Origin of the sequence: Phyllobacterium sp. 22229, assembly GCF_052056495.1 — a bacterium.
In the GTDB taxonomy this organism is placed as follows: Bacteria; Pseudomonadota; Alphaproteobacteria; order Rhizobiales; family Rhizobiaceae; genus Phyllobacterium; species Phyllobacterium myrsinacearum.
Map to the genome: position 1 here is coordinate 31,660 of NZ_JBQEPA010000010.1, position 18,925 is coordinate 50,584.

At 59.9% G+C, this 18,925-nt stretch carries 23 protein-coding genes; 12 read left to right on the forward strand and 11 right to left on the reverse strand.

What is annotated here, in order from left to right; genetic code table 11:
* Positions 1-9: 9 nt before the first annotated feature.
* Positions 10-255 (forward strand): DUF1127 domain-containing protein, encoded by a 246-nt coding sequence (locus ACTJJ7_RS13590; RefSeq protein ID WP_165401850.1) that lies wholly within the window; start codon positions 10-12, stop codon positions 253-255.
* Positions 256-777: 522 nt separating this feature from the next.
* Positions 778-999 (forward strand): DUF1127 domain-containing protein, encoded by a 222-nt coding sequence (locus ACTJJ7_RS13595; RefSeq protein WP_105732446.1) that lies wholly within the window; start codon positions 778-780, stop codon positions 997-999.
* A gap of 45 nt (positions 1,000-1,044) precedes the next feature.
* Here ACTJJ7_RS13595 and ACTJJ7_RS13600 read toward each other — a convergent pair whose 3' ends face one another.
* The 5 genes from ACTJJ7_RS13600 to purC all read right to left on the reverse strand — a co-directional run bounded on the left by ACTJJ7_RS13600 (position 1,045) and on the right by purC (position 4,210).
* Positions 1,045-1,461: a hypothetical protein gene (locus ACTJJ7_RS13600; RefSeq protein ID WP_440967471.1), complete on the reverse strand. Its 417-nt coding sequence runs from the start codon at positions 1,459-1,461 to the stop codon at positions 1,045-1,047.
* A gap of 32 nt (positions 1,462-1,493) precedes the next feature.
* Complete coding sequence (locus ACTJJ7_RS13605) at positions 1,494-2,153, reverse strand: glutathione S-transferase family protein (protein ID WP_105732448.1); 660 nt, start codon at positions 2,151-2,153, stop codon at positions 1,494-1,496.
* A gap of 77 nt (positions 2,154-2,230) precedes the next feature.
* Positions 2,231-2,899 carry a phosphoribosylformylglycinamidine synthase subunit PurQ gene (gene purQ, locus ACTJJ7_RS13610; RefSeq protein WP_130270331.1) on the reverse strand — a complete coding sequence of 223 codons (669 nt, stop codon included), beginning with the start codon at positions 2,897-2,899 and terminating at the stop codon, positions 2,231-2,233.
* A 273-nt stretch (positions 2,900-3,172) separates the two neighbouring features.
* Complete coding sequence (gene purS, locus ACTJJ7_RS13615; RefSeq protein ID WP_105732450.1) at positions 3,173-3,412, reverse strand: phosphoribosylformylglycinamidine synthase subunit PurS; 240 nt, start codon at positions 3,410-3,412, stop codon at positions 3,173-3,175.
* Positions 3,413-3,445: 33 nt separating this feature from the next.
* Positions 3,446-4,210, reverse strand: a complete 765-nt coding sequence (purC, locus tag ACTJJ7_RS13620) for a phosphoribosylaminoimidazolesuccinocarboxamide synthase (protein WP_105732451.1) — start codon at positions 4,208-4,210, stop codon at positions 3,446-3,448.
* Between the two features lie 312 nt (positions 4,211-4,522).
* Between purC and ACTJJ7_RS13625 the strand changes: the two genes are divergently transcribed.
* Together ACTJJ7_RS13625 and ACTJJ7_RS13630 are read left to right on the forward strand one after the other, a co-directional pair.
* Entirely contained in the window at positions 4,523-4,840 is a 318-nt protein-coding gene (locus ACTJJ7_RS13625) for a DUF1476 domain-containing protein (RefSeq protein WP_105732452.1), read from the forward strand.
* Between the two features lie 122 nt (positions 4,841-4,962).
* On the forward strand, positions 4,963-5,727 hold the full coding sequence (locus tag ACTJJ7_RS13630; RefSeq protein WP_130270335.1) for an HpcH/HpaI aldolase family protein: 765 nt from the start codon (positions 4,963-4,965) through the stop codon (positions 5,725-5,727).
* On the opposite strand, the gene ACTJJ7_RS13635 is transcribed toward ACTJJ7_RS13630, so the two are convergent.
* Positions 5,722-6,270 (reverse strand): RBBP9/YdeN family alpha/beta hydrolase, encoded by a 549-nt coding sequence (locus tag ACTJJ7_RS13635; protein ID WP_440967474.1) that lies wholly within the window; start codon positions 6,268-6,270, stop codon positions 5,722-5,724. The genes ACTJJ7_RS13630 and ACTJJ7_RS13635 overlap by 6 nt on opposite strands.
* Positions 6,271-6,444: 174 nt before the next feature.
* Here ACTJJ7_RS13635 and ACTJJ7_RS13640 point away from each other — a divergent pair, with 174 nt between their 5' ends.
* Entirely contained in the window at positions 6,445-7,344 is a 900-nt protein-coding gene (locus tag ACTJJ7_RS13640) for a VOC family protein (RefSeq protein WP_440967476.1), read from the forward strand.
* A 64-nt stretch (positions 7,345-7,408) separates the two neighbouring features.
* Here the strand turns inward: ACTJJ7_RS13640 and purB are convergent, their stop codons facing one another.
* From purB to ACTJJ7_RS13665, 5 genes are all read right to left on the reverse strand, one after another.
* On the reverse strand, positions 7,409-8,716 hold the full coding sequence (purB, locus tag ACTJJ7_RS13645) for an adenylosuccinate lyase (RefSeq protein ID WP_105732456.1): 1,308 nt from the start codon (positions 8,714-8,716) through the stop codon (positions 7,409-7,411).
* A 112-nt stretch (positions 8,717-8,828) separates the two neighbouring features.
* Entirely contained in the window at positions 8,829-9,566 is a 738-nt protein-coding gene (locus ACTJJ7_RS13650) for a DUF2259 domain-containing protein (protein ID WP_440967478.1), read from the reverse strand.
* Positions 9,566-10,240 (reverse strand): ribulose-phosphate 3-epimerase, encoded by a 675-nt coding sequence (rpe, locus tag ACTJJ7_RS13655; protein WP_130270343.1) that lies wholly within the window; start codon positions 10,238-10,240, stop codon positions 9,566-9,568. The genes ACTJJ7_RS13650 and rpe overlap by 1 nt, the downstream gene beginning before the upstream one ends.
* Positions 10,241-10,308: 68 nt before the next feature.
* The gene (locus ACTJJ7_RS13660; protein ID WP_440967481.1) at positions 10,309-11,316 is read right to left on the reverse strand and encodes a P1 family peptidase; all 1,008 of its coding nucleotides are present in this window, start codon (positions 11,314-11,316) and stop codon (positions 10,309-10,311) included.
* Positions 11,316-12,389: a branched-chain amino acid ABC transporter substrate-binding protein gene (locus tag ACTJJ7_RS13665; RefSeq protein ID WP_440967483.1), complete on the reverse strand. Its 1,074-nt coding sequence runs from the start codon at positions 12,387-12,389 to the stop codon at positions 11,316-11,318. Before ACTJJ7_RS13665 ends, ACTJJ7_RS13660 begins: the two co-directional genes overlap by 1 nt.
* A gap of 237 nt (positions 12,390-12,626) precedes the next feature.
* Here ACTJJ7_RS13665 and ACTJJ7_RS13670 point away from each other — a divergent pair, with 237 nt between their 5' ends.
* From ACTJJ7_RS13670 to ACTJJ7_RS13700, 7 genes are read left to right on the forward strand one after another with little or no spacing between them, the layout of a single operon-like run.
* Positions 12,627-13,127 carry a flavin reductase gene (locus tag ACTJJ7_RS13670; RefSeq protein ID WP_440967643.1) on the forward strand — a complete coding sequence of 167 codons (501 nt, stop codon included), beginning with the start codon at positions 12,627-12,629 and terminating at the stop codon, positions 13,125-13,127.
* Between the two features lie 18 nt (positions 13,128-13,145).
* Positions 13,146-14,072 (forward strand): AAA family ATPase, encoded by a 927-nt coding sequence (locus ACTJJ7_RS13675; RefSeq protein WP_440967485.1) that lies wholly within the window; start codon positions 13,146-13,148, stop codon positions 14,070-14,072.
* Between the two features lies 1 nt (position 14,073).
* On the forward strand, positions 14,074-15,330 hold the full coding sequence (locus tag ACTJJ7_RS13680) for a vWA domain-containing protein (RefSeq protein WP_440967487.1): 1,257 nt from the start codon (positions 14,074-14,076) through the stop codon (positions 15,328-15,330).
* Between the two features lie 18 nt (positions 15,331-15,348).
* Positions 15,349-15,681: an XdhC family protein gene (locus ACTJJ7_RS13685; protein ID WP_130270349.1), complete on the forward strand. Its 333-nt coding sequence runs from the start codon at positions 15,349-15,351 to the stop codon at positions 15,679-15,681.
* A gap of 9 nt (positions 15,682-15,690) precedes the next feature.
* Positions 15,691-16,404: an XdhC family protein gene (locus ACTJJ7_RS13690; RefSeq protein WP_440967488.1), complete on the forward strand. Its 714-nt coding sequence runs from the start codon at positions 15,691-15,693 to the stop codon at positions 16,402-16,404.
* Positions 16,401-18,020, forward strand: a complete 1,620-nt coding sequence (locus ACTJJ7_RS13695) for an NTP transferase domain-containing protein (protein ID WP_440967490.1) — start codon at positions 16,401-16,403, stop codon at positions 18,018-18,020. Before ACTJJ7_RS13690 ends, ACTJJ7_RS13695 begins: the two co-directional genes overlap by 4 nt.
* Positions 18,021-18,035: 15 nt before the next feature.
* Positions 18,036-18,914: an alpha/beta hydrolase family protein gene (locus tag ACTJJ7_RS13700; RefSeq protein ID WP_440967491.1), complete on the forward strand. Its 879-nt coding sequence runs from the start codon at positions 18,036-18,038 to the stop codon at positions 18,912-18,914.
* Positions 18,915-18,925: the final 11 nt, after the last annotated feature.

Below are 18,925 nucleotides of genomic sequence, written 5' to 3' on the forward strand. Positions count from 1 at the left end.
ATGGATATTATGGGTACAATTGATGCAATTGAAAGAGAATGCTCCGATGTAGTGCGCGCACGCCGCGACGTGCCAACAGGCGTATTGGGTCACAATCCGACGGCGTTCCGCCGCATGATGGAATGGTTGTACGTGGCTGCACGAAAGCACAACACGCGCATTCATCTGAGTGAGCTTTCCGCTGAACAGCTGAAGGACATCGGAATGACGCCGTTTGACGCGTTGCGAGAGTCGCGCCGTTTCTTCTGGGATTAGAGCGGTTTGCGACCATATTGAATCGTTCTGCCGGAGGGAATTTGGTTCAAGGTCGAGGGGTTTGGCGAGACCGATGCCTTTCCATCGGGCGAAGCCGAAGCCCGATGGCATTGGGCCAAATTCACCCGGCCCTCCGGTCGAACCGCATTTCTGCCGAAATGCGGATAATTCGACCGGCAAGTATGAAAGCTTGTTGGTTTGCGCAGCAAACCAACGGCTGGGTTTCCGGCTGGCGGACACCCACTTTGTCAGGCAGCTTCGTCCGATGGATGAACATCGGCCTCGCTACCTTCCGCGTGGATTGTCTCGCCATCCGGGAAACAGAACTGATCCAATATGGCCGCAAACCGCTCTAGAGCAGGACTGAAGCGCTCAGCGGCAGCCCCGCGGACAATGGCAGGCCGGTGCGAACGGCCTTGCCCGCCGCGATCAGGTCCGCTGATACCCGCCCTCAGTAAAATTGAATGAATTTTTTGTAATTTACATATATATTACATATTCAATCGTTTCAGGGAGGCGCATATGGGTACGACTTTTGTAGAACCTAACCGTCCCGCTATCCGGGGGCTGACCTATGCTTCACAGCCGGACTTCCTGTCACAATTTGCCGGGTGGGTGGAAAGCGCCCTGATGAAACGGCGCACGCGGCTTCAGCTCGGCAAGCTGAGCGACGAAGGGCTCAAGGATCTTGCCTTGACCCGCGACCATGTTGAGGCCGATCTCGACCGCTATCTGTCACTGTGATGGCTGCAAGCCGGTGCATACCGCACCGGCTTCCGTTGTCATTCTTCAGCCGCGCGCGGTGCAGGATGGTTGTCCTGCCGCCCAGCGGCGTATGTCGGATTCAATGCGATTTCCCATGGAATGTCCCATCAGCGGGCCAAAGGCCTCGACCTTGGCCGGGTTGCCTTCCGCATGAACGACCAGCAGCGGACGGCCGCCGGGATTGCCGGCTGGAACCACGAGGATGCGCGGCCGGCCGGAATAGGAATTCAGCTCCGGTGCGAGATGGTAGGGCTTGAAAGCCGAATCCTTCGACTTGAACCAGCAATTGTTGGCGGCAAGGGCCACCCTCTCCATGGTGGCGAGGGCAGCCTTGTCCGAACCGAAGGCCAGGGAACCGGGCCCCGGTTTGCCGGGTGATTGGCATCCGGCAAGCGCCACGAGCGAAATCATCATGGCCATGCCAATTGTCTGCTTTTTCATCCAGCTATCTCCAATGATACAAGGGCGGTTGATCAGCTTGCCTCAAGTTCCCCGAGGAACACTTTCAAGGCATCCGTCATCTCGAACCAGACCAGCGATAGCACCGGATCCTGAACAATGAGTTGCTCATAGGCGTCGAATTTCGGAAAAGGTTCGAGCAGGCGCGAGCGGCGCGTCATCACCCGGAAATGGTTGAACAGGAAGCGGATCGGCGTCAGCCAGGCATCGGCCATGGTCATCTGCTTGCCCAGCGCATAGGGGCCATCTCCCATGCGGTGTTCGATTTCACGCAAACCGGCTTCCAGCTTGGCAAACAGTTTGGTGATCCGTGCGTCGTCCTTGGATTTGGTGTGAACGAGCTCGAAAAGCTCCATGACGGGAACGAGGATTTCCAGTTCGGCGATACGGGCGGCCATGCGCACCACGGCGCGGTCACGCGAATCTGCCGGCAACAGGACCGGCTCGGGAAAATGCTCTTCGAGATATTCGGAGATCACCGTCGCTTCGATGATGGTCAGGCCCGAGCCTGTAATCAGCACCGGAATACGGTTGAACGGGGAAATGCTGCGGAACTCTTCGGGTATCGGAAAACCCGGCGGCGGCGCTACGACCTTGATGGGGGCCTTCTTGTAGTAGGCGATGCAACGAACAATCGAGGAGTAGGGGGAGAGCGGCCGCGAATACAGTTTCATTCTCAATTCCTCCGTTTGAGTGCTGTTCCAGCCCATGGCGGGCCGGAACAGCATGGCTCAAGCGTATAGAATTTTACTCAGGCGGCAATCCCAAGAATGCCCGCAAACAGGGCGCGGCCATCGGAGCCGCCATGGGCCGCTTCAATCAGGTTCTCCGGATGCGGCATCATACCGAGAACATTGCCTTTTTCGCTGATGATACCGGCGATGTCATTCATGGCGCCGTTCGGATTTGTGCCTTCCGCATAGCGGAAAACCACCTGGCCTTCGCCCTCGATGCGGGCCAAAGTCGTTTCGTCAGCGAAGAAATTGCCGTCATGGTGCGCAACCGGGCAGCGGACGATCTGGCCATGCGAATAACCACGGGTGAAGGCGGTGTTGGCATTGGTCACTTCCAGCTTCACTTCGCGGCAGACAAATTTCAGCGACGCATTGCGCATCAGGGCACCGGGCAGGAGGCCCGCTTCCTGCAAGATCTGGAAGCCGTTGCACACGCCCATGACCATGACGCCCTTGTCGGCCTTTTCGCGGATCGCCTGCATGACGGGCATGCGCGCGGCAATGGCGCCGCACCGCAGATAGTCGCCATAGGAGAACCCGCCGGGAATGACGATCAGATCGACATCGGGGATTTCCGTATCCGTCTGCCAGACCGTCTGGGGCGCTTGGCCGGAGATTTTCGTCAGCGCCGCAATCATGTCACGGTCGCGGTTGAGGCCCGGGAGAAGAACGACAGCTGATTTCATCGATAGAGCCCTTTCTGGCCATATTGGCCGTATTCTGTTTCTCGGATGGCGCGGCAATCCGCGCGGAAGGTGGTGAGGCCGATGTGGTTCATCGGACGAAGGCGCCTGACAAAGCGGGTGTCCGCCAGCCGGAAACCCGAAGGGACGGGGCCTGTTGCGCCAATTCCTGCGCAAAGCCACTCGCCCGCACGCAGAGTGCGGGTCTTCCTGTCTTTGCTTGATCTTGTCGCAACATGCCTCCGTCAGAATAGGCCAATATGGTCAGAAAGGGCTCTATACAAGCTCCACCGCGTAATCTTCGATGACCGTGTTGGCGAGCAGCTTTTCGCACATCGCCTTCACGTTGGCTTCGGCAACGGCGCGGTCCTTGGTGTCGATCTCCACATCAAAGATCTTGCCCTGGCGTACGGATGCAACGCCATCGAAACCAAGACTGCCCAGCGCGCCGACAATTGCCTTGCCCTGGGGGTCAAGAACGCCATTCTTCAAGGTTACAGTGACACGTGCCTTCATCGATCGTCTTCTCCGAGATTGTTCAATCAGCGATTATTTAACGAGAACCGGCCCGGTCGGCCGCAACTGTTCATTTTCATTCATGATGCCCAGACGGCGGGCGACTTCCTGATAGGCCTCGATCAGACCGCCCATATCGCGGCGGAAACGGTCCTTATCAAGTTTTTCGCTGGTCTGGCTGTCCCACAGGCGGGCGGAATCGGGGGAAAACTCGTCGGCGACGACAATGCGCATCATATCGCCTTCCCACAAACGGCCGCATTCGATCTTGAAATCGACAAGCTGGATACCGACGCCGAGGAACAGGCCGCTGAGGAAGTCGTTGACGCGGATGGCCAGCGCCATGATGTCATCGATTTCCTGCGGCGCAGCCCAGCCGAAAGCCGTGATGTGCTCTTCGGAGACCATCGGATCGTCCAGAACGTCGTTTTTGTAGTAAAATTCGATGATCGAGCGCGGCAGGACCGTGCCCTCTTCGATTCCAAGACGTTTTGCCAGCGAACCCGCCGCAATGTTGCGGACGACCACCTGCAGGGGAATGATTTCGACTTCCTTGATCAGCTGCTCACGCATGTTGAGGCGGCGGATGAAGTGCGTCGGAATACCCATGCGGTTGAGCTGGGTGAAAATGTACTCGGAAATCCGGTTGTTCAAAACACCTTTGCCATCAATGACTTCGTGCTTCTTTGGATGCAGCACGGTGGTGTCGTCTTTGAAATGTTGGACAAGTGTTCCTGGCTCGGGTCCTTCGTAAAGGATTTTGGCTTTGCCTTCGTAGACACGGCGGCGACGGTTCATTGCAGGTCTCTGGTATTGGAGTTATCGGTCGGCCTTGGTCACAGCCATCATGTTGGCGCGCTAACTATCGTAAAAGCAAGCATTCTACAATGATACTTTATGTAGGTCCCCGGATTTATGGGTTATATGGGCTTTTTACGACAATGTGACCCATGTTTGACTGAAGTGGTTCATTTCAGACTTCCGATTTCGTGCAGAATGGTTATATGAACCTAAGAAGCCATGCCAATCAGGGGCTTGCCCTAAAATTGCCAAGACCCGGGGGGCATCGTTCACCGGAATGACCAATTCATTTTGCGGGAGCAAGAGAGGATGACAATGGAAGATCGCGAAAATGCCTTTGAAAGCAAATATGCGCACGACGCGGAAGTTCGCTTTCGGGCAGAGGCACGGCGCAACAAGCTGATTGGCCTTTGGGCAGCGGAAAAGCTGGGCAAGACCGGCGAAGATGCGGAAGCCTATGCGCTTGAAGTCATCAAGGCGGATTTCCAGGAAGCCGGTGACGACGACGTTTTCCGCAAGATCCGCGCCGATTTCGATGCGGCAGGTGTCGATAAATCCGACCACCGCATCCGCCGGACCATGGATGAAATGCTGGAAGAAGCCATCCGCCAGATTCAGGGATCCTGATCTGTCCTGATCGGTCTTCGTAAAAACCGCCCTTCCGGGGCGGTTTTTTGTTGGTGCATCCCGGCCGTTTTTGCTTCACTCAGAGCTGAGTCGGCCATCAGCAACAATTTCCGGGAGAGATCATGTCGCTAGCGTCACGTCTGAAGGCGGGAGAAACGGTTTTTTCCGCCTGGTGCAACCTGCCTCATCCGCTGGTCATGGAAACCCTGTGCCGGACGGATTTCACCGCCTTCATGCTCGACATGCAGCATGGCCCGTTCGATACGCAATCGGTTCTGCAGAGCGTCGGTATCATCCAGAGCGCAGGCAAGCACACGGTGGTGCGCATTCCCGTCGACCGGTTCGACATGGCAAGCCGGGCGCTGGATTTTGGCGCCGAGGGCATTATCGCGCCGATGATCAATTCAGTGGAGGATGCGCGGCGGTTTGCGGCGTCGATGAAATATCCGCCTGTTGGCGAGCGGTCGTGGGGGCAGTTGCGCGGCCGTCCGGCAAGCTATGGCGCGGGCGGTTCCGGCGGGTATCTGACCGAAGTCAATGCCAAGACGCTGGCTTTCGCGATGATCGAGACCCGTGCCGCCTTTACCGCGCTGGACGGCATTCTGGCTGTCGACGGCATTGACGGCGTCTTTGTCGGCCCCGCGGATTTTTCCATCGGCTGGAGCAACGGGGCTGAGGTGGATGCCGGATCGCAGGCGATCATCGAACCGCTGCGGGAAATCGCGGCCAAGGCGCACGCCGCAGGCAAGCTCTGCGGCATCTACGCGCCCAATGCGGAGCTTGCAAAGCGGTTCACCGGTCTCGGTTTCACCTATGTTCCCGTTTCCGTCGACACGGCCTATCTGCAGCTCGGTGTGCAGACATTGCTGGCAGCCATTCAATCATAATTGCGAGATAAATTTCGCAAACACCATCGTGCCTTCCGGCCAGGGTCCATGGCCGGATTCGGAATTGAGGTGGCCCGATTCACCGGCGTCGATGAACAGGGACCCCCAGGCAGCGGCCAGGTCTTCTGCGACAGCATATTCACAATAGTGATCATTGCGGCTGGCAACGACGATGGATGGAAATGTGAACGGCTCACGCGGGTAGGGGCCGAATGTCATCAGGTGCTTTGGCCGGATTTTCGGGTTTGACACATCAGGCGGCGTGACCAGAAATGCGCCTTTGACCTTGCCGCCGATCTGCGGCAAGGCGTGCACAAAGGTCGGCACCCCCAGCGAATGCGCGACGACGACAACCGGGCGGGTGGCTTCGTTGACGGATTTGACCACCTCGGCCACCCAGTCCGCGAGGACGGGTTTTGACCATTCCTTCTGCTCGACGCGCCGTGCCGTCGACAGCTTGGCCTCCCAGCGTGTCTGCCAGTGATCGGGACCGGAATTGGTGTAACCGGGAATGATGAGGATATCTGCGTCTTGGACTTTCATGCTCCCCATTTAGGAAAAATATGCCGGGATCGCAACGGCGCAAAGTTGTAAACAATCCGGATTTGATGGTTCACGAATGGTGAACATGCTGTTCGCCGCTGCATGGCTTGTATCCGTTGACGTAACGGCCGACTTTAGATGCGATAAGTAACAGGTGGATCGCCGGGAGTGCACATGAAGGTCACACGCAGAGATGTTGTCGGCGGTGCCGGTATGCTTGCCTTTCAGGCGATTGCGGGATCAGCCCGCGCGGAGACAGATATGAGCAGCGTTCCCTTTGCAGCGACGGCCCCGACCCATGTGTCAAAAGTTGGCATCAAGGCGAAGGACGCCGATCAGCTGTCGAAATATTACAGCGAGGTTGTCGGCTTGCGGGAACTCTCCCGCAAAGGCCAGACAATTGTCCTTGGTGCCGGCGAGGTGCCTTTGCTCGAGATTGAGCAGGCGGCGGCGATCCGTGCCGACGATCCGCGCAGTGCCGGGCTTTATCACACGGCTTTTCTGCTGCCGCGCCGGGTCGATCTTGCCCGTTGGGCGCGGCGCGCCATTGACCAGCGCACGCCGATTGTCGGTGCATCGGACCATATTGTCAGCGAAGCCATCTATCTGACGGACCCGGAAGGCAATGGCATCGAGATTTATGCCGACCGCCCGCATGAGAACTGGAAATGGAACGGTTCATCGGTCGAGATGGGCACCGCTGCACTGGATGTCGGCAATCTGCTTGGCGAGCTAAAGCCGGATACGACGGAATGGAATGGTGCGCCCGATGGCGCCATGGTCGGTCATCTGCATCTGCGGGTCGGCAATGCCGGGGATGCGGAGGCGTGGTGGCACCGGGAGCTCGGCATGCAGACCGTCGCTGGTTTCGGCGGCAGCGCCGTGTTCCTGTCAACCGGCGGCTACCATCACCATGTTGCCGCCAATTCCTGGCAGAGCCGGGGCGCTGGCAAGCGGGACAATGACCGTTCCGGTCTTGCCTGGGCCGAATTCGTGTCGAGCGATGCCCGGGACGAGCGGGAAATCGTCGATCCCTGGGGCAATGTCATGCGCATCGTGCCGGCAAAGGCCTGACCGGCTTCTGCCAATAAAAAGCCCGCGAAATCGCGGGCTTTTCTTTTGATCGATGGGGGAATGCTCAAGCTTCGCCGAACACGCGCTTGAAAATCGTATCGACATGCTTGGTGTGATAGCCAAGGTCGAATTTCTCGCGGATGGTTTCTTCCGGCAGCGCGGCGCGGACATCCGCATCGGCCAGCAATTCCTCGAGGAAATCCTTGCCCTGTTCCCAGACTTTCATCGCGTTGCGCTGGACGAGGCGGTAGGAATCCTCGCGAGACACACCGGCCTGCGTGAGGGCAAGCAGAACACGCTGGGAGTGGATCAGGCCACGGAACTTGTTCATGTTTTTCAACATGTTGTCCGGATAGATCAGCAGCTTGTCGATGACGCCGGTCATGCGGGCGAGGGCAAAATCAAGCGTGATCGTCGCGTCGGGGCCGATCATGCGCTCGACGGATGAATGCGAAATGTCGCGTTCGTGCCAGAGCGCCACATTTTCCATCGCAGGCAAGGCAAAGGCGCGCACCATGCGGGCGAGGCCGGTCATGTTTTCCGTCAGCACCGGATTGCGCTTGTGCGGCATGGCGGACGAACCCTTCTGGCCGGGGGAGAAATACTCCTCCGCTTCCAGGACTTCCGTGCGCTGCAGGTGGCGAATTTCAACGGAGAGGCGCTCGACCGACGAGGCGATGACGCCGAGCGTGGCAAAATACATGGCATGGCGGTCACGCGGGATGACCTGCGTGGAGACCGGCTCCGGCTCCATGCCCAGCGACTTGGCCACATGTTCTTCGACATAGGGATCGATATTGGCGAAGGTGCCGACTGCGCCGGAAATGGCACAGGTGGCGATCTCGGCGCGTGCGGCCACGAGGCGGGTGCGGCAGCGTTCGAATTCGGCATAGGCCTGTGCCAGCTTGACGCCGAACGTCGTCGGCTCGGCATGGATGCCATGGCTGCGGCCGATGGTAACCGTGTCCTTGTGCTCGAAAGCGCGCTTCTTCAGGGCGGCGAGCAGCTTGTCGAGGTCGGCCAGCAGAATATCGCTGGCACGCATCAGCTGGACATTGAAGCAGGTATCGAGCACGTCGGACGAGGTCATGCCCTGATGCACGAAGCGCGCGTCGGGGCCGACGATCTCAGCCAGATGCGTCAGGAAGGCGATGACGTCGTGCTTGGTCTCGCGCTCGATCTCGTCAATGCGGTCGATATCGAATGTCGCGGCCCCGCCCTTTTCCCAGATTGTCGCGGCGGCTTCCTTGGGAATGACGCCGAGTTCCGCCAGCGCATCGCAGGCATAGGCCTCGATTTCGAACCAGATGCGGAATTTCGTTTCCGGGGACCAGATGGCGACCATTTCGGGCCGCGAATAACGCGGGATCATTGTGTGTTCCTATAGGCAATCGGTGGGCGGATGAGTGTGAAACCTGCTCTAACAGACGAAGGCGCGGTACTCAACGCGCCATTTTCGGCCCGGCAGGGCAAATGACCGGAAATCAGCGCTGCGTGGTGACCGCCAGCCAGCGGTAATCGGGGCCTTCAAAGCCGATGGAACGGACAGCGATCAGAATGGCGAGGGCTGGTTTGCCATCCGCCAGATAGAAGGTCTGGACGGCGCCGATGCTGTAGCCTTGCGGGCAGTTGCGGCTCGATGGGATGGATTTGTCTTCGTGCAGCGTCCTGACATCGGCTGATGTACCCTGCTGGATCGTCAGGCGAAAGCCTTTGTACATCTCCGGTTCCGGGCATTTGTCCGGACGCGGGACATCGATTTCCTCAAGTTTCACCGTCAGCGGCTCGTCCATGGGCGGAAAAACCGGACGCGGATTGAATGTCACCTTGAACTTGTCGGCCGACAGTTCGGTGATCGGGCTGGCTGCGACCGTATCGCCTGCATTGGCGCGCAGTTCCGTATCGGCAAGCCCGGTCAGCCCCTGTGCATCGCGGCCGGCCTTTTCACGCGCTTCCGCGAGCGAGGCCTTTTCATCGTCAAGGCGCACCCGTACCGGCGTCTTGGGAAGAAAGGCGTCGGTCGCCGTGTCGATGTAATAGCGGTTGGCGTAGGGAAAGCCGGAACCATCCTGCACGCCATATTCCTCGAAGGCAAAAACCTTGCCGTCTTTGGAAAAGCCAAGAATGTCGAGCTTTGCAACATCTCCTGCCCGTGCCGCCACTGGCGAAAAACCCAGGACCAGAACGGCGAGGGCCGCGCGAAGCAGGAGGGAAAGGCGCATCACGAGGCCTTGACGGTTGCGTTGCGGATCAATTCGATATTGGCGCGGTAGCTTGCTTCCGATCCACCCTTGAACACGGCAGAACCGGCAACCAGCGCATTGGCGCCCGCCTGCGCCGCCAGACCGGCGGTATCGGCGGTGATCCCGCCATCCACTTCCAGATCGATCGGGCGGTCGCCGATCATCGCCTTGACCTTGCGGATCTTGTCCAGGGTCTCGGAAATGAATTTTTGTCCGCCAAAGCCGGGGTTGACGGTCATGACCAATATAAGATCGACGTCATTCAGCATGTATTCGATGGCAGATTCCGGCGTTCCCGGATTGATGGCGATCCCGGCCTTTTTGCCCAGCGCACGGATGGCCTGCAGCGAGCGATGGGCGTGCGGTCCGGCCTCGGCATGGATGGTGATGATGTCTGAGCCCGCCTTGGCAAAGGCTTCGAGATAGGGATCGCACGGGGAAATCATCAGATGCGTGTCGAAAACCGCTGACGTCAGCGGCCGGATCGCCTTCACCACTTCGGGACCGAAGGTGATGTTCGGCACGAAATGGCCGTCCATGACGTCGATATGCACCCAGTCGGCCCCTGCCTTGAGCACGGTGGTGACTTCCGAACCGAGCTTCGAAAAGTCCGAAGCGAGAATGGACGGGGCGATGACAAGCGGGCGGCTCATGGCGTTCTCCGGTGGAAATGTTGTGCGCGCCCGTTACCATGCGCGCCCGGAAGGCACAATGAAAACCGTCAGGGCCGGGTGTTCCACACAGGAAACAGGTCGTTTGGAGCCGCTGTTGCGGCAAAAACACCGCGTGCGACGGCGCGTGCCATGGTGGAAGCTGCCGCCGCGCACAATTCGATGAATTCGTCGATCTCAGGCGCGCGCCCGGCGGTGCCGGTGGCAAGGGCAAACACCAGATCGCCGTCGAATGGCGTATGCGAGGGCCAGATGGCGCGGGCAAAGCCATCATGCGCCGCAATGGCGAGACGCTTGGCTTGCGCCTTGGTCAATTGCAGATCGGTCGCGATGACACCGATGGTTGTGTTGGTGTCTGTTGCCGCTTCCTTGAATTTTGTCTTGATCTCCACCGCATCGGCGGGGAGCGGATGCGGCAGGCCAAGTCCGCCAAACTCATTGCCGATCTCGAAGGGGGCGGCCCAGAAGTGGCGGCTGCGCCCAACGGTCACCGATCCGAGCGCATTGACGGCCACCAGCGCGCCCATGGTTGCACCATTCGGCAGGATGGATGAGGCCGAGCCGAGCCCGCCTTTCAGGCCGGTGACCAGCGCGCCCGTGCCTGCACCGGTGCTGCCGAGCGCAAAATCGCGCGATGCGGACTGCACGGCCTGATAGCCGAGCTCGCGATAGGGTGGGTAGAGGCCCCAGTCCTTGTCGCCGCCATTGATCAGGTCAAACAGAATGGCCGCCGGGACAATCGGAATGCGCTGGCCGCCAACCTTGAAGCCGATGCGCTTTTCGCGCAGGGCCGCCTGTACGCCCGACGCGGCATCGAGGCCAAAGGCCGAGCCGCCTGAGAGAACCAGCGCATTGATGGTTTCAACCGTGTTGTGCGGCTCAAGCAGATCGGTTTCCCGGGTGCCGGGCGCACCGCCAAGAACCTGCACGGCGGCTGTCGCGGGTTCGTCGCAGAGGATGACGGTGGTTCCCGATTTGATGGTTGCATCCGCGGCATTGCCGATGCTCAGTCCGGCGACGTCGGTGATGAGGTTGCGCGGCCCTGTCTTCAACGGCATCAATTGGTCTCCTGCACGAACTGTTTTCCATCATAGCGCTGCAGGCGAAACGTATCTGCAATGCGCTCGCCGCGGGCGTCGAACTGCACGGGGCCGATGGCGGTTTCAAAGACGTTGTTCTTGAGAAGGTCAGATAGCGAACCGGCCTGGGCCTGCGCGGTTGTCAGCAGCTGGATGGCGACTTCCGCTGCGGCGTAGGCGGGAATGGCATAGCCTTCGGGCGCCTTGCCGGCGAGTTCCATGGCATTGCGGGCGTTGCGGGCGCTTTCGAGGGTCTCCGGATCGCGCGGTGCGATCATCAGCGTTCCCGTAGACAGGTCACCGCCGCTCGCCGTTGCCTTGAGCGATTCACCGCCGATGATCGTCAGGGGATAGGCAAGCGCCACGGCGCTGCGGCCGATGGCAGCGACGTCATCCCGCTCACCGCCGACGAAGACCTGTGTCGCTCCGGCCCGCTTCAGGCGCCCGACCAGTGCATTCTGATTGTCGAGGCCGGGGCGGTAGGTATCGGCAAACACCGGCTTCAGGCCTTTTTCCTCGAGGCGTCCCCGCACCGTGGCGGCGATCTCGCGGCCGAAAATGGTGCCGTCATCGATGATGGCAAAGGGCAGGGTGCGCCAGAGGTTCACCAGTATGTCGCCGGTCTCGCGCGCGGCATTGCGTTCGGAGGAGGCAATGCGGAACACCGGATAGGGTGTATCTGCGCGCATTTCCGTCAGCGTCAGATCCCGAACGCCGGGTGTAATGACGGCAATGCCCTTCTGCCCGAGGATGGGCAGGGCAGCTTCGAGTGATTCCGAGCAGAGAAAACCGATGACGACAGTCGCATTGGCCAGCACCATTTCCCGGGCGGCGGCGGCCCCGCCTGCGGCATCGCATTTGTCGTCGACCGTCACCACGCTGATGTCCTGACCCTGCCTGTTGCCGGCAACCGCGGCATTGGCACCATCGACCATCTGATTGCCCAGCCGCGCGAACGAGCCGGAGAGCGGCGCGATAACGCCAATCTTATCCTGTGCAAAGGCGACACTGCTGCTCAACAGGCACAGACCAAGCGTTGCGGCTCGTATCATCGGATTCATTGCGATATTGCCGTACCTTCGAGATGGCGGATGACGAAACTTTCGATTTGGGTAACTGTTTCCTTCACTCTGTGCAATCCGGCTCTATATAAAAGGGTAAGCATAGCGCGATAATATTGGCGCATTCCGCCGGAAAGAGTCCAAGCCGCAGAAAAAATATTCTACAGCTATAGTTCGGGCGCGCGTTGCGTTAGTGATGATTTGGACAATGGAAATAAAACTGTGCTCATCGCCAAGGATCAGAAAATAGAACCGCTCGCATTCCGCAATGCCATGAGTCATTTTGCGGAAGCGGTCCATGTCATTACCACCGATGGGCCAGCGGGCAGGCGCGGGGTCACCATTTCGGCCGCATGTTCCGTATCCGACAATCCGGCCACCATTCTGGTTTGTTTGAACCGGCAGCATGAATTCAATCATCTTTTCATCGAAAATCAGGTTTTTGCGCTGAACGTGCTTTCGGCTGGCCAGCGGGCGATTTCCGAGGCCTTTTCCGGCAAGGGGGATTTGCCGCAGGAAGACCGGTTTGCCCTCGGGCAGTGGCAAACGCTGCAAACCGGCGCGCCGGTGCTGATGAATGCATTGGCCAGTTTCGATTGCCGCATCATTGCCACCCATGAGGTGGCAACGCATTATGTCATCTATGGCAAGGTCACAGCGCTCAATACCGGGGAGCGCGGCCAGTCGCTTGTCTATCTCAACCGCTCCTATCATGGTGTAGGGGAATAGGTCCAAAACGGAGATTTCATGGCCGACCAGACTGTTTCATCATTGCCGCAATCGATCGACGCGACGCTGGCACTGCTTGAAACCGGCGGCTATGTGGCGGACCGGGCGCTGGCGACGGTGCTGTTTCTCAGCCTGCGGATGAAACGGCCCTTGTTTCTTGAAGGCGAAGCCGGTGTTGGCAAGACCGAGATTGCCAAGGTTCTTGCGACGACGCTGGACCGGCCGCTGATCCGCCTGCAATGCTATGAAGGTCTCGATATCTCCTCCGCCGTGTATGAATGGAATTACGCCGCGCAGATGATCGAGATCAGGCTGGATGAGGCGACAGGCATAGCCGACAAGACAGCCATCGAGCGCAATGTCTTTTCCGAGAAATTCCTGATCCGGCGGCCGGTTCTGCAGGCGCTTTCGGGCGAACCAGGCCGGGCGCCGGTGTTTCTGATCGATGAGCTGGACCGGACCGATGAAGCCTTCGAAGCGTTTCTGCTGGAAGTTCTGTCGGACTATCAGGTGACGGTGCCGGAACTCGGTACCATTGTTGCCGCCGAACCGCCGATTGTCATCATCACCACCAACCGCACGCGTGAAATCCACGACGCCCTGAAGCGCCGCTGCCTCTATCACTGGGTGGATTATCCCTCGGCGGAACGGGAGCTGGAAATCGTCCGGCGCAAGGTGCCTGCGGCCAATGAGCGGTTGTCGGCCGAAATTGTCCGCTACGTGCAGAAATTGCGCGACATGGACCTTTTCAAGCTGCCCGGCGTCGCCGAAACCATCGACTGGGCGGGTGCCCTGACCGAAATGGACAAGCTGGCGCTCGATCCGGAAACCATTTCCGACACAATCGGCGTGCTGCTCAAATATCAGGACGATATTGCGCGCATCGCAACGGGCGAAGGACGGCGCATCCTCGACGAGGTCAAGGCAGAATTGAACGCGGCTTGATATGGAGACATTTGCCTCTTCCCCGCAGACCGCCCGGCAGGATAGCCGGCTGGCGGACAATATCGTCTATTTTGCCAGAACCCTGCGCAAGGCCGGTTTGCGGGTCGGCCCGGCGGCAGTCAAGGACGCCATCGAGGCCGTGCTTGCGGGCGGCATCGGTTCGCGCGATGATTTTTACTGGACGCTGCACAGTGTCCTTGTCACCCGGCGCGAGGATCACGCCACCTTTGACGAAGCATTCAGGCTTTATTGGCGGTCGCGCGAGCTGATCGAAAAAATGCTGGCGATGTTCTCGCCGGTTGCCGTGGCACGGGAACGGCCGAAGCCGAAGGCGGCGGAAGCCCGCGTTGCCGAAGCCCTGTTCAAGGGCACTGCCCGCAACGCGCCGCAAGAGCGGCCGCCGGATATCGATATCGATGCGCGTTTTACCTTTTCCGGCAGGGAAGTGCTGCGGTCGAAGGATTTCGCCCAGATGACTGCCGATGAACTGGCGCAGGCGCGGCGCGCCATGGATCAGCTCCGGCTGCCGGTCGATGAAGTGGCGACGCGCCGGTTCCGGGCCGATCCGAAGGGCTCCCGCATTGATCCGAGGGCGATGATGCGGTCGAGCCTGAAAACCGGCGGCGATCTCATCCTGCCGAAATTCCGCTCGCGGCGGGAAATACACCCGCCCCTGGTGGTTCTTGCCGATATTTCCGGCTCGATGAGCCAGTATACCCGCATTTTCCTGCATTTCATGCATGCGATGATGGCCAAGCGCCGCCGCGTGCACTGTTTTGTCTTCGGAACACGGCTGAGCAACATCACCCGCCCGCTGCGTTACCGCGACCCGGACGATGCGATTGCGCACTGCACCGGCGCCGTACAGGACTGGTCGGGCGGAACGCGCATCGGCGAGACGCTGCGTGTGTTCAACCGCCAGTGGTCGCGCCGGGTGCTCGGGCAGGGTGCGGTGGTGCTGCTGATTACCGATGGCCTTGAGCGCGAGGAAACCAGCGGGCTTGAAGCGGAGATGGAGCGGCTGGCAAAATCCTGCCGCCGCCTGATCTGGCTGAACCCGCTGCTGCGCTTTGAAGGCTTCGAGCCGCGCGCCCGCGGCGTCAGGGCCATGCTGCCCTATGTCGATGATTTTCGCGCCGTGCACAATCTCGATGCGCTGGAGGATTTGTGCCGGGCGTTGAGCCGCCCATCGGAACAGCGCGATGATCCCAAGCGCTGGTTGCAAAGTTCTTCCCAGCAACCCAGCTTATACGCATAATGGTGCGGGAGGCATGGCATGACACAGCAAAGCACAAATGAACACGATCCACTGCTCGTCGCCGAGCACTGGATGTCTGATGGCCGTGATGTTGCTATTGCCACGGTCATCGAAACCTGGGGATCGGCGCCGCGTCCGGTCGGCAGTCATCTCGTCATTGATGCGAAGGGCAATTTTGAAGGCTCGGTCTCCGGCGGCTGTGTCGAGGGGGCGGTGATCGCCGAAGCCATGGACGTGATCACCACCGGCGAACCCCGGCTGCTGGAGTTTGGCGTTGCCGACGAAACGGCTTGGCAGGTCGGGCTGTCCTGCGGCGGCCGCATCAAAGTCTATGTTGAACGGCTTGGCTGAGATTGCATCATGGATCCCTACTGCCTCAAAAAACTGAATATTGAACGCCGGGCCCGCAGGGCGGCGCTGCTGTTGACCGACCTTGGAGACGGCCGTGACCGGGTCATCAGGGAGGGCGATCCCGTCGCCGGGCAACTCGGCGAGGTGATCGCGAAGGCATTCCTGTCCGGACAGTCCGGTGTCGCCGCGGTGGACGGCCGGTCGTTCTTTCTCAATGTTCACCTGCCGCCGCCGCGTCTCGTGGTCATCGGCGCCGTGCATATCAGCCAGGCACTGGCGCCGATGGCACGGCTTGCGGGCTATGACATGGAAATCATCGATCCGCGCACGGCCTTCGCAACACCGGACCGCTTTCCCGAGGTACGGCTTTTGGCTGAATGGCCGCAGGAAGCGCTGAAAACCCATCCGTTCGATGCCTATACGGCTGTTGCCGTGGTGACCCACGACCCGAAGATTGACGATTATGCGCTGGAACAGGCCCTGAGAGCCGGGTGTTTTTACGTCGGTGCACTCGGCAGCCGCAAAACCCATGCCAAACGGGTGGAGCGGTTGCAGGCGCTCGGCCTTGATGAGCAAAGCATTGCCGGCATCCACGCGCCGATCGGCCTTGACATCGGTGCGGCAAGTCCGGCGGAAATTGCCGTCGCGGTGCTGGCGGAAGTCATCAAGGCCTTCCGGGCGCGCCGGCTGCGTACGGCCCAAACACTGGAAAAGACCGCATGATTTTCGGCGATATACCGCTTGATCAGGCCATCGGTGCCATTCTCGCCCATTCCACCCATGCGGGCGCCGTGAAGCTGAAGAAGGGACATGTCCTGACCGGGGACGATATTGCGCAATTGCGCGGTGCCGGCGTTACCCACGTCACGGCGGCGCGCCTTGACGCCGGTGATGTCGAGGAAAATGCCGCCGCCCGGCAGATAACCGCTGCCTTGCAGTGCTTCGGCGTTCAGGCAGGGCCTGCCTCCACGGGACGGGTGAACTGCTACGCGCAGACCGCCGGACTGTTTACGGTGGATGCCGCCCTGATCAATGCGATTAATTCGGTCGATCCATCGGTCACGATCGCCACGCTCAAACCATTCGAGCGGGTGGAGCCGGGGCAGATGGTTGTCACCATCAAGATCATCCCCTTTGCCGTGCCGAAGGCCGTTCTGGATGAAATCGCCACGCTTGCACACCAGCGTGATGCTTTTGGTGTTCATGCCTTTTCCGGTGCCCGCATCGGCCTGATCCAGACGACGCTGACCTCGGTGAAACCCTCCGTGCTCGACAAGACGACACGGGTCGTTGATGCACGCGTGAGCGCCAGCGGCGGCAGCCTGATCGGAGAATTGCGTCCGGCCCACGAGGCAGGGGCGCTGGCGGCCTCCATCCGGCAGATGCATCGCAACAGCGATATGGTGATCATTTTCGGCGCATCCGCCGTGGTCGACAGGGATGATGTGGTTCCCGCAGCCATTCGGGATGTGGGGGGCATTGTTCATCACGTCGGCATGCCCGTCGATCCCGGCAACCTGCTCGTGCTGGGCGAAATCGGCGGCAAGCCGGTTATCGGCGCGCCCGGCTGCGCCCGCAGCCCGAAGGAAAACGGTTTCGACTGGGTAATCGACCGGCTTATGGCCGATATTCCGGTTACCAAGGCGGATATTGTCGGTATGGGCGTTGGCGGGCTGCTGATGGAAATTCCGACCCGGCCGCAGCCAAGGGATCCGAGGCCGCCGCTGCCAAGGCCTGCGGTCGCCATAGCCGTTCTTGCCGCTGGACGGTCAAGCCGCATGGGCGGTGCCAACAAATTGCTGGCCACGTTCGATGGCGTGCCGCTGATCCGCCGTTCGGCGGAACTGGCAGTTCAGGCCGGAGGCGAGCCGGTGATTGCCGTACTCGGCTACATGGCGCAGGAATGCAGCGCCGCGCTGGACGGGCTGCCGGTGAACATTGTGCTCAACACGGATCATGCCAGCGGGCTTGCCTCGTCACTGCACGCTGCCATCCGCCACGTTCCGGCCTCATCGGATGGTGTGATGATCATGCTTGCGGATATGCCTGCCTTGTCCGCATCCGATCTGCAAATGATGATCCGGCAATTCCAGGGTGTCGGCGGGCAAACGGTCGTCCGGGCAACCTTCAAGGGCAAACGCGGCAATCCCGTCATCCTGCCGCGCTTCCTGTTTGACGAGGTGTTTACGCTGGCTGGCGATGTGGGTGCGCGGCATCTGGTGGAGCGTGGCGATATTCCGGTCATTGATGTGGAGCTTGGCGAAGCGGCGGCCATTGACGTCGATACGCCCGATATGCTTCGGCTGGCCGGCGGCACCATTGTGGAAACGGTGCGGTAATCAGGGGATTTGCATTTGTTCAGGACTATTTTTCTTGGCGCGCTGGCTGCCATCGGTCTTTCCAGTGCGACACTTGCCGCGCAGCTTGCGCCGTTCAAGGACGACTTGTTTGCCTATCCCGGCATCATGAAGACGGCCGACGGCGGCGACTACATCGTGGTCGATTACAATGAGATGCGCGATATCAATGGCCGCGACGAGGTGCCGGAACTGCGGGTCAAGCGCCGGTATATCGATCTTGCCGCCAAGCGGATGCAGAAGGACCTGGTGGTGACCACCGCCAGCGGGCCGATCAAGGTGATGGCCGCCGGGAAAATCGAACCCGGTGCATCCGTGATCACGATCTATCTGCACGGGCAGGGCGGTAACCGCCAGCAGGGCATGAATGATTTTACCTTCGGCGGCAACTTCAACCGCATCAAGAACCTGATGGTTCTCAATGGCGGGCTCTATCTCACGCCCGATTTCCGCGACTTTGGCGACAAGGGTGTGGCGCAGGTTGCCGGGCTCATTGCCTATTTCAAGTCGCAATCGCCGCAGGCAAAGCTGTTCGTCGCCTGCGGTTCCATGGGCGGCTCGCTGTGCTGGGGACTGGCACAGGACGCCGAAGCCGCGAAAAACATTTCCGGCCTGGTCATGCTGGGTTCCCTGTGGGAGGACAAGTTCATCGGTTCGCCCGCCTACAAGCGGCGCATTCCGGTTTTCTTTGGTCACGGCAGCCGCGATCCGGTGTTCGCGATCGATAACCAGGAAGCGTTTTACCAGAAGATACGCGGCACCACGAAAGGCTATCCGGTGCGCTTCGTCCGTTTCGAGACAGGCAACCACGGAACGCCCATCCGCATGTCGGATTGGCGCGGCGTTCTGAACTGGATGCTCAGTGTTTCACCATAAGGCGCGATCTG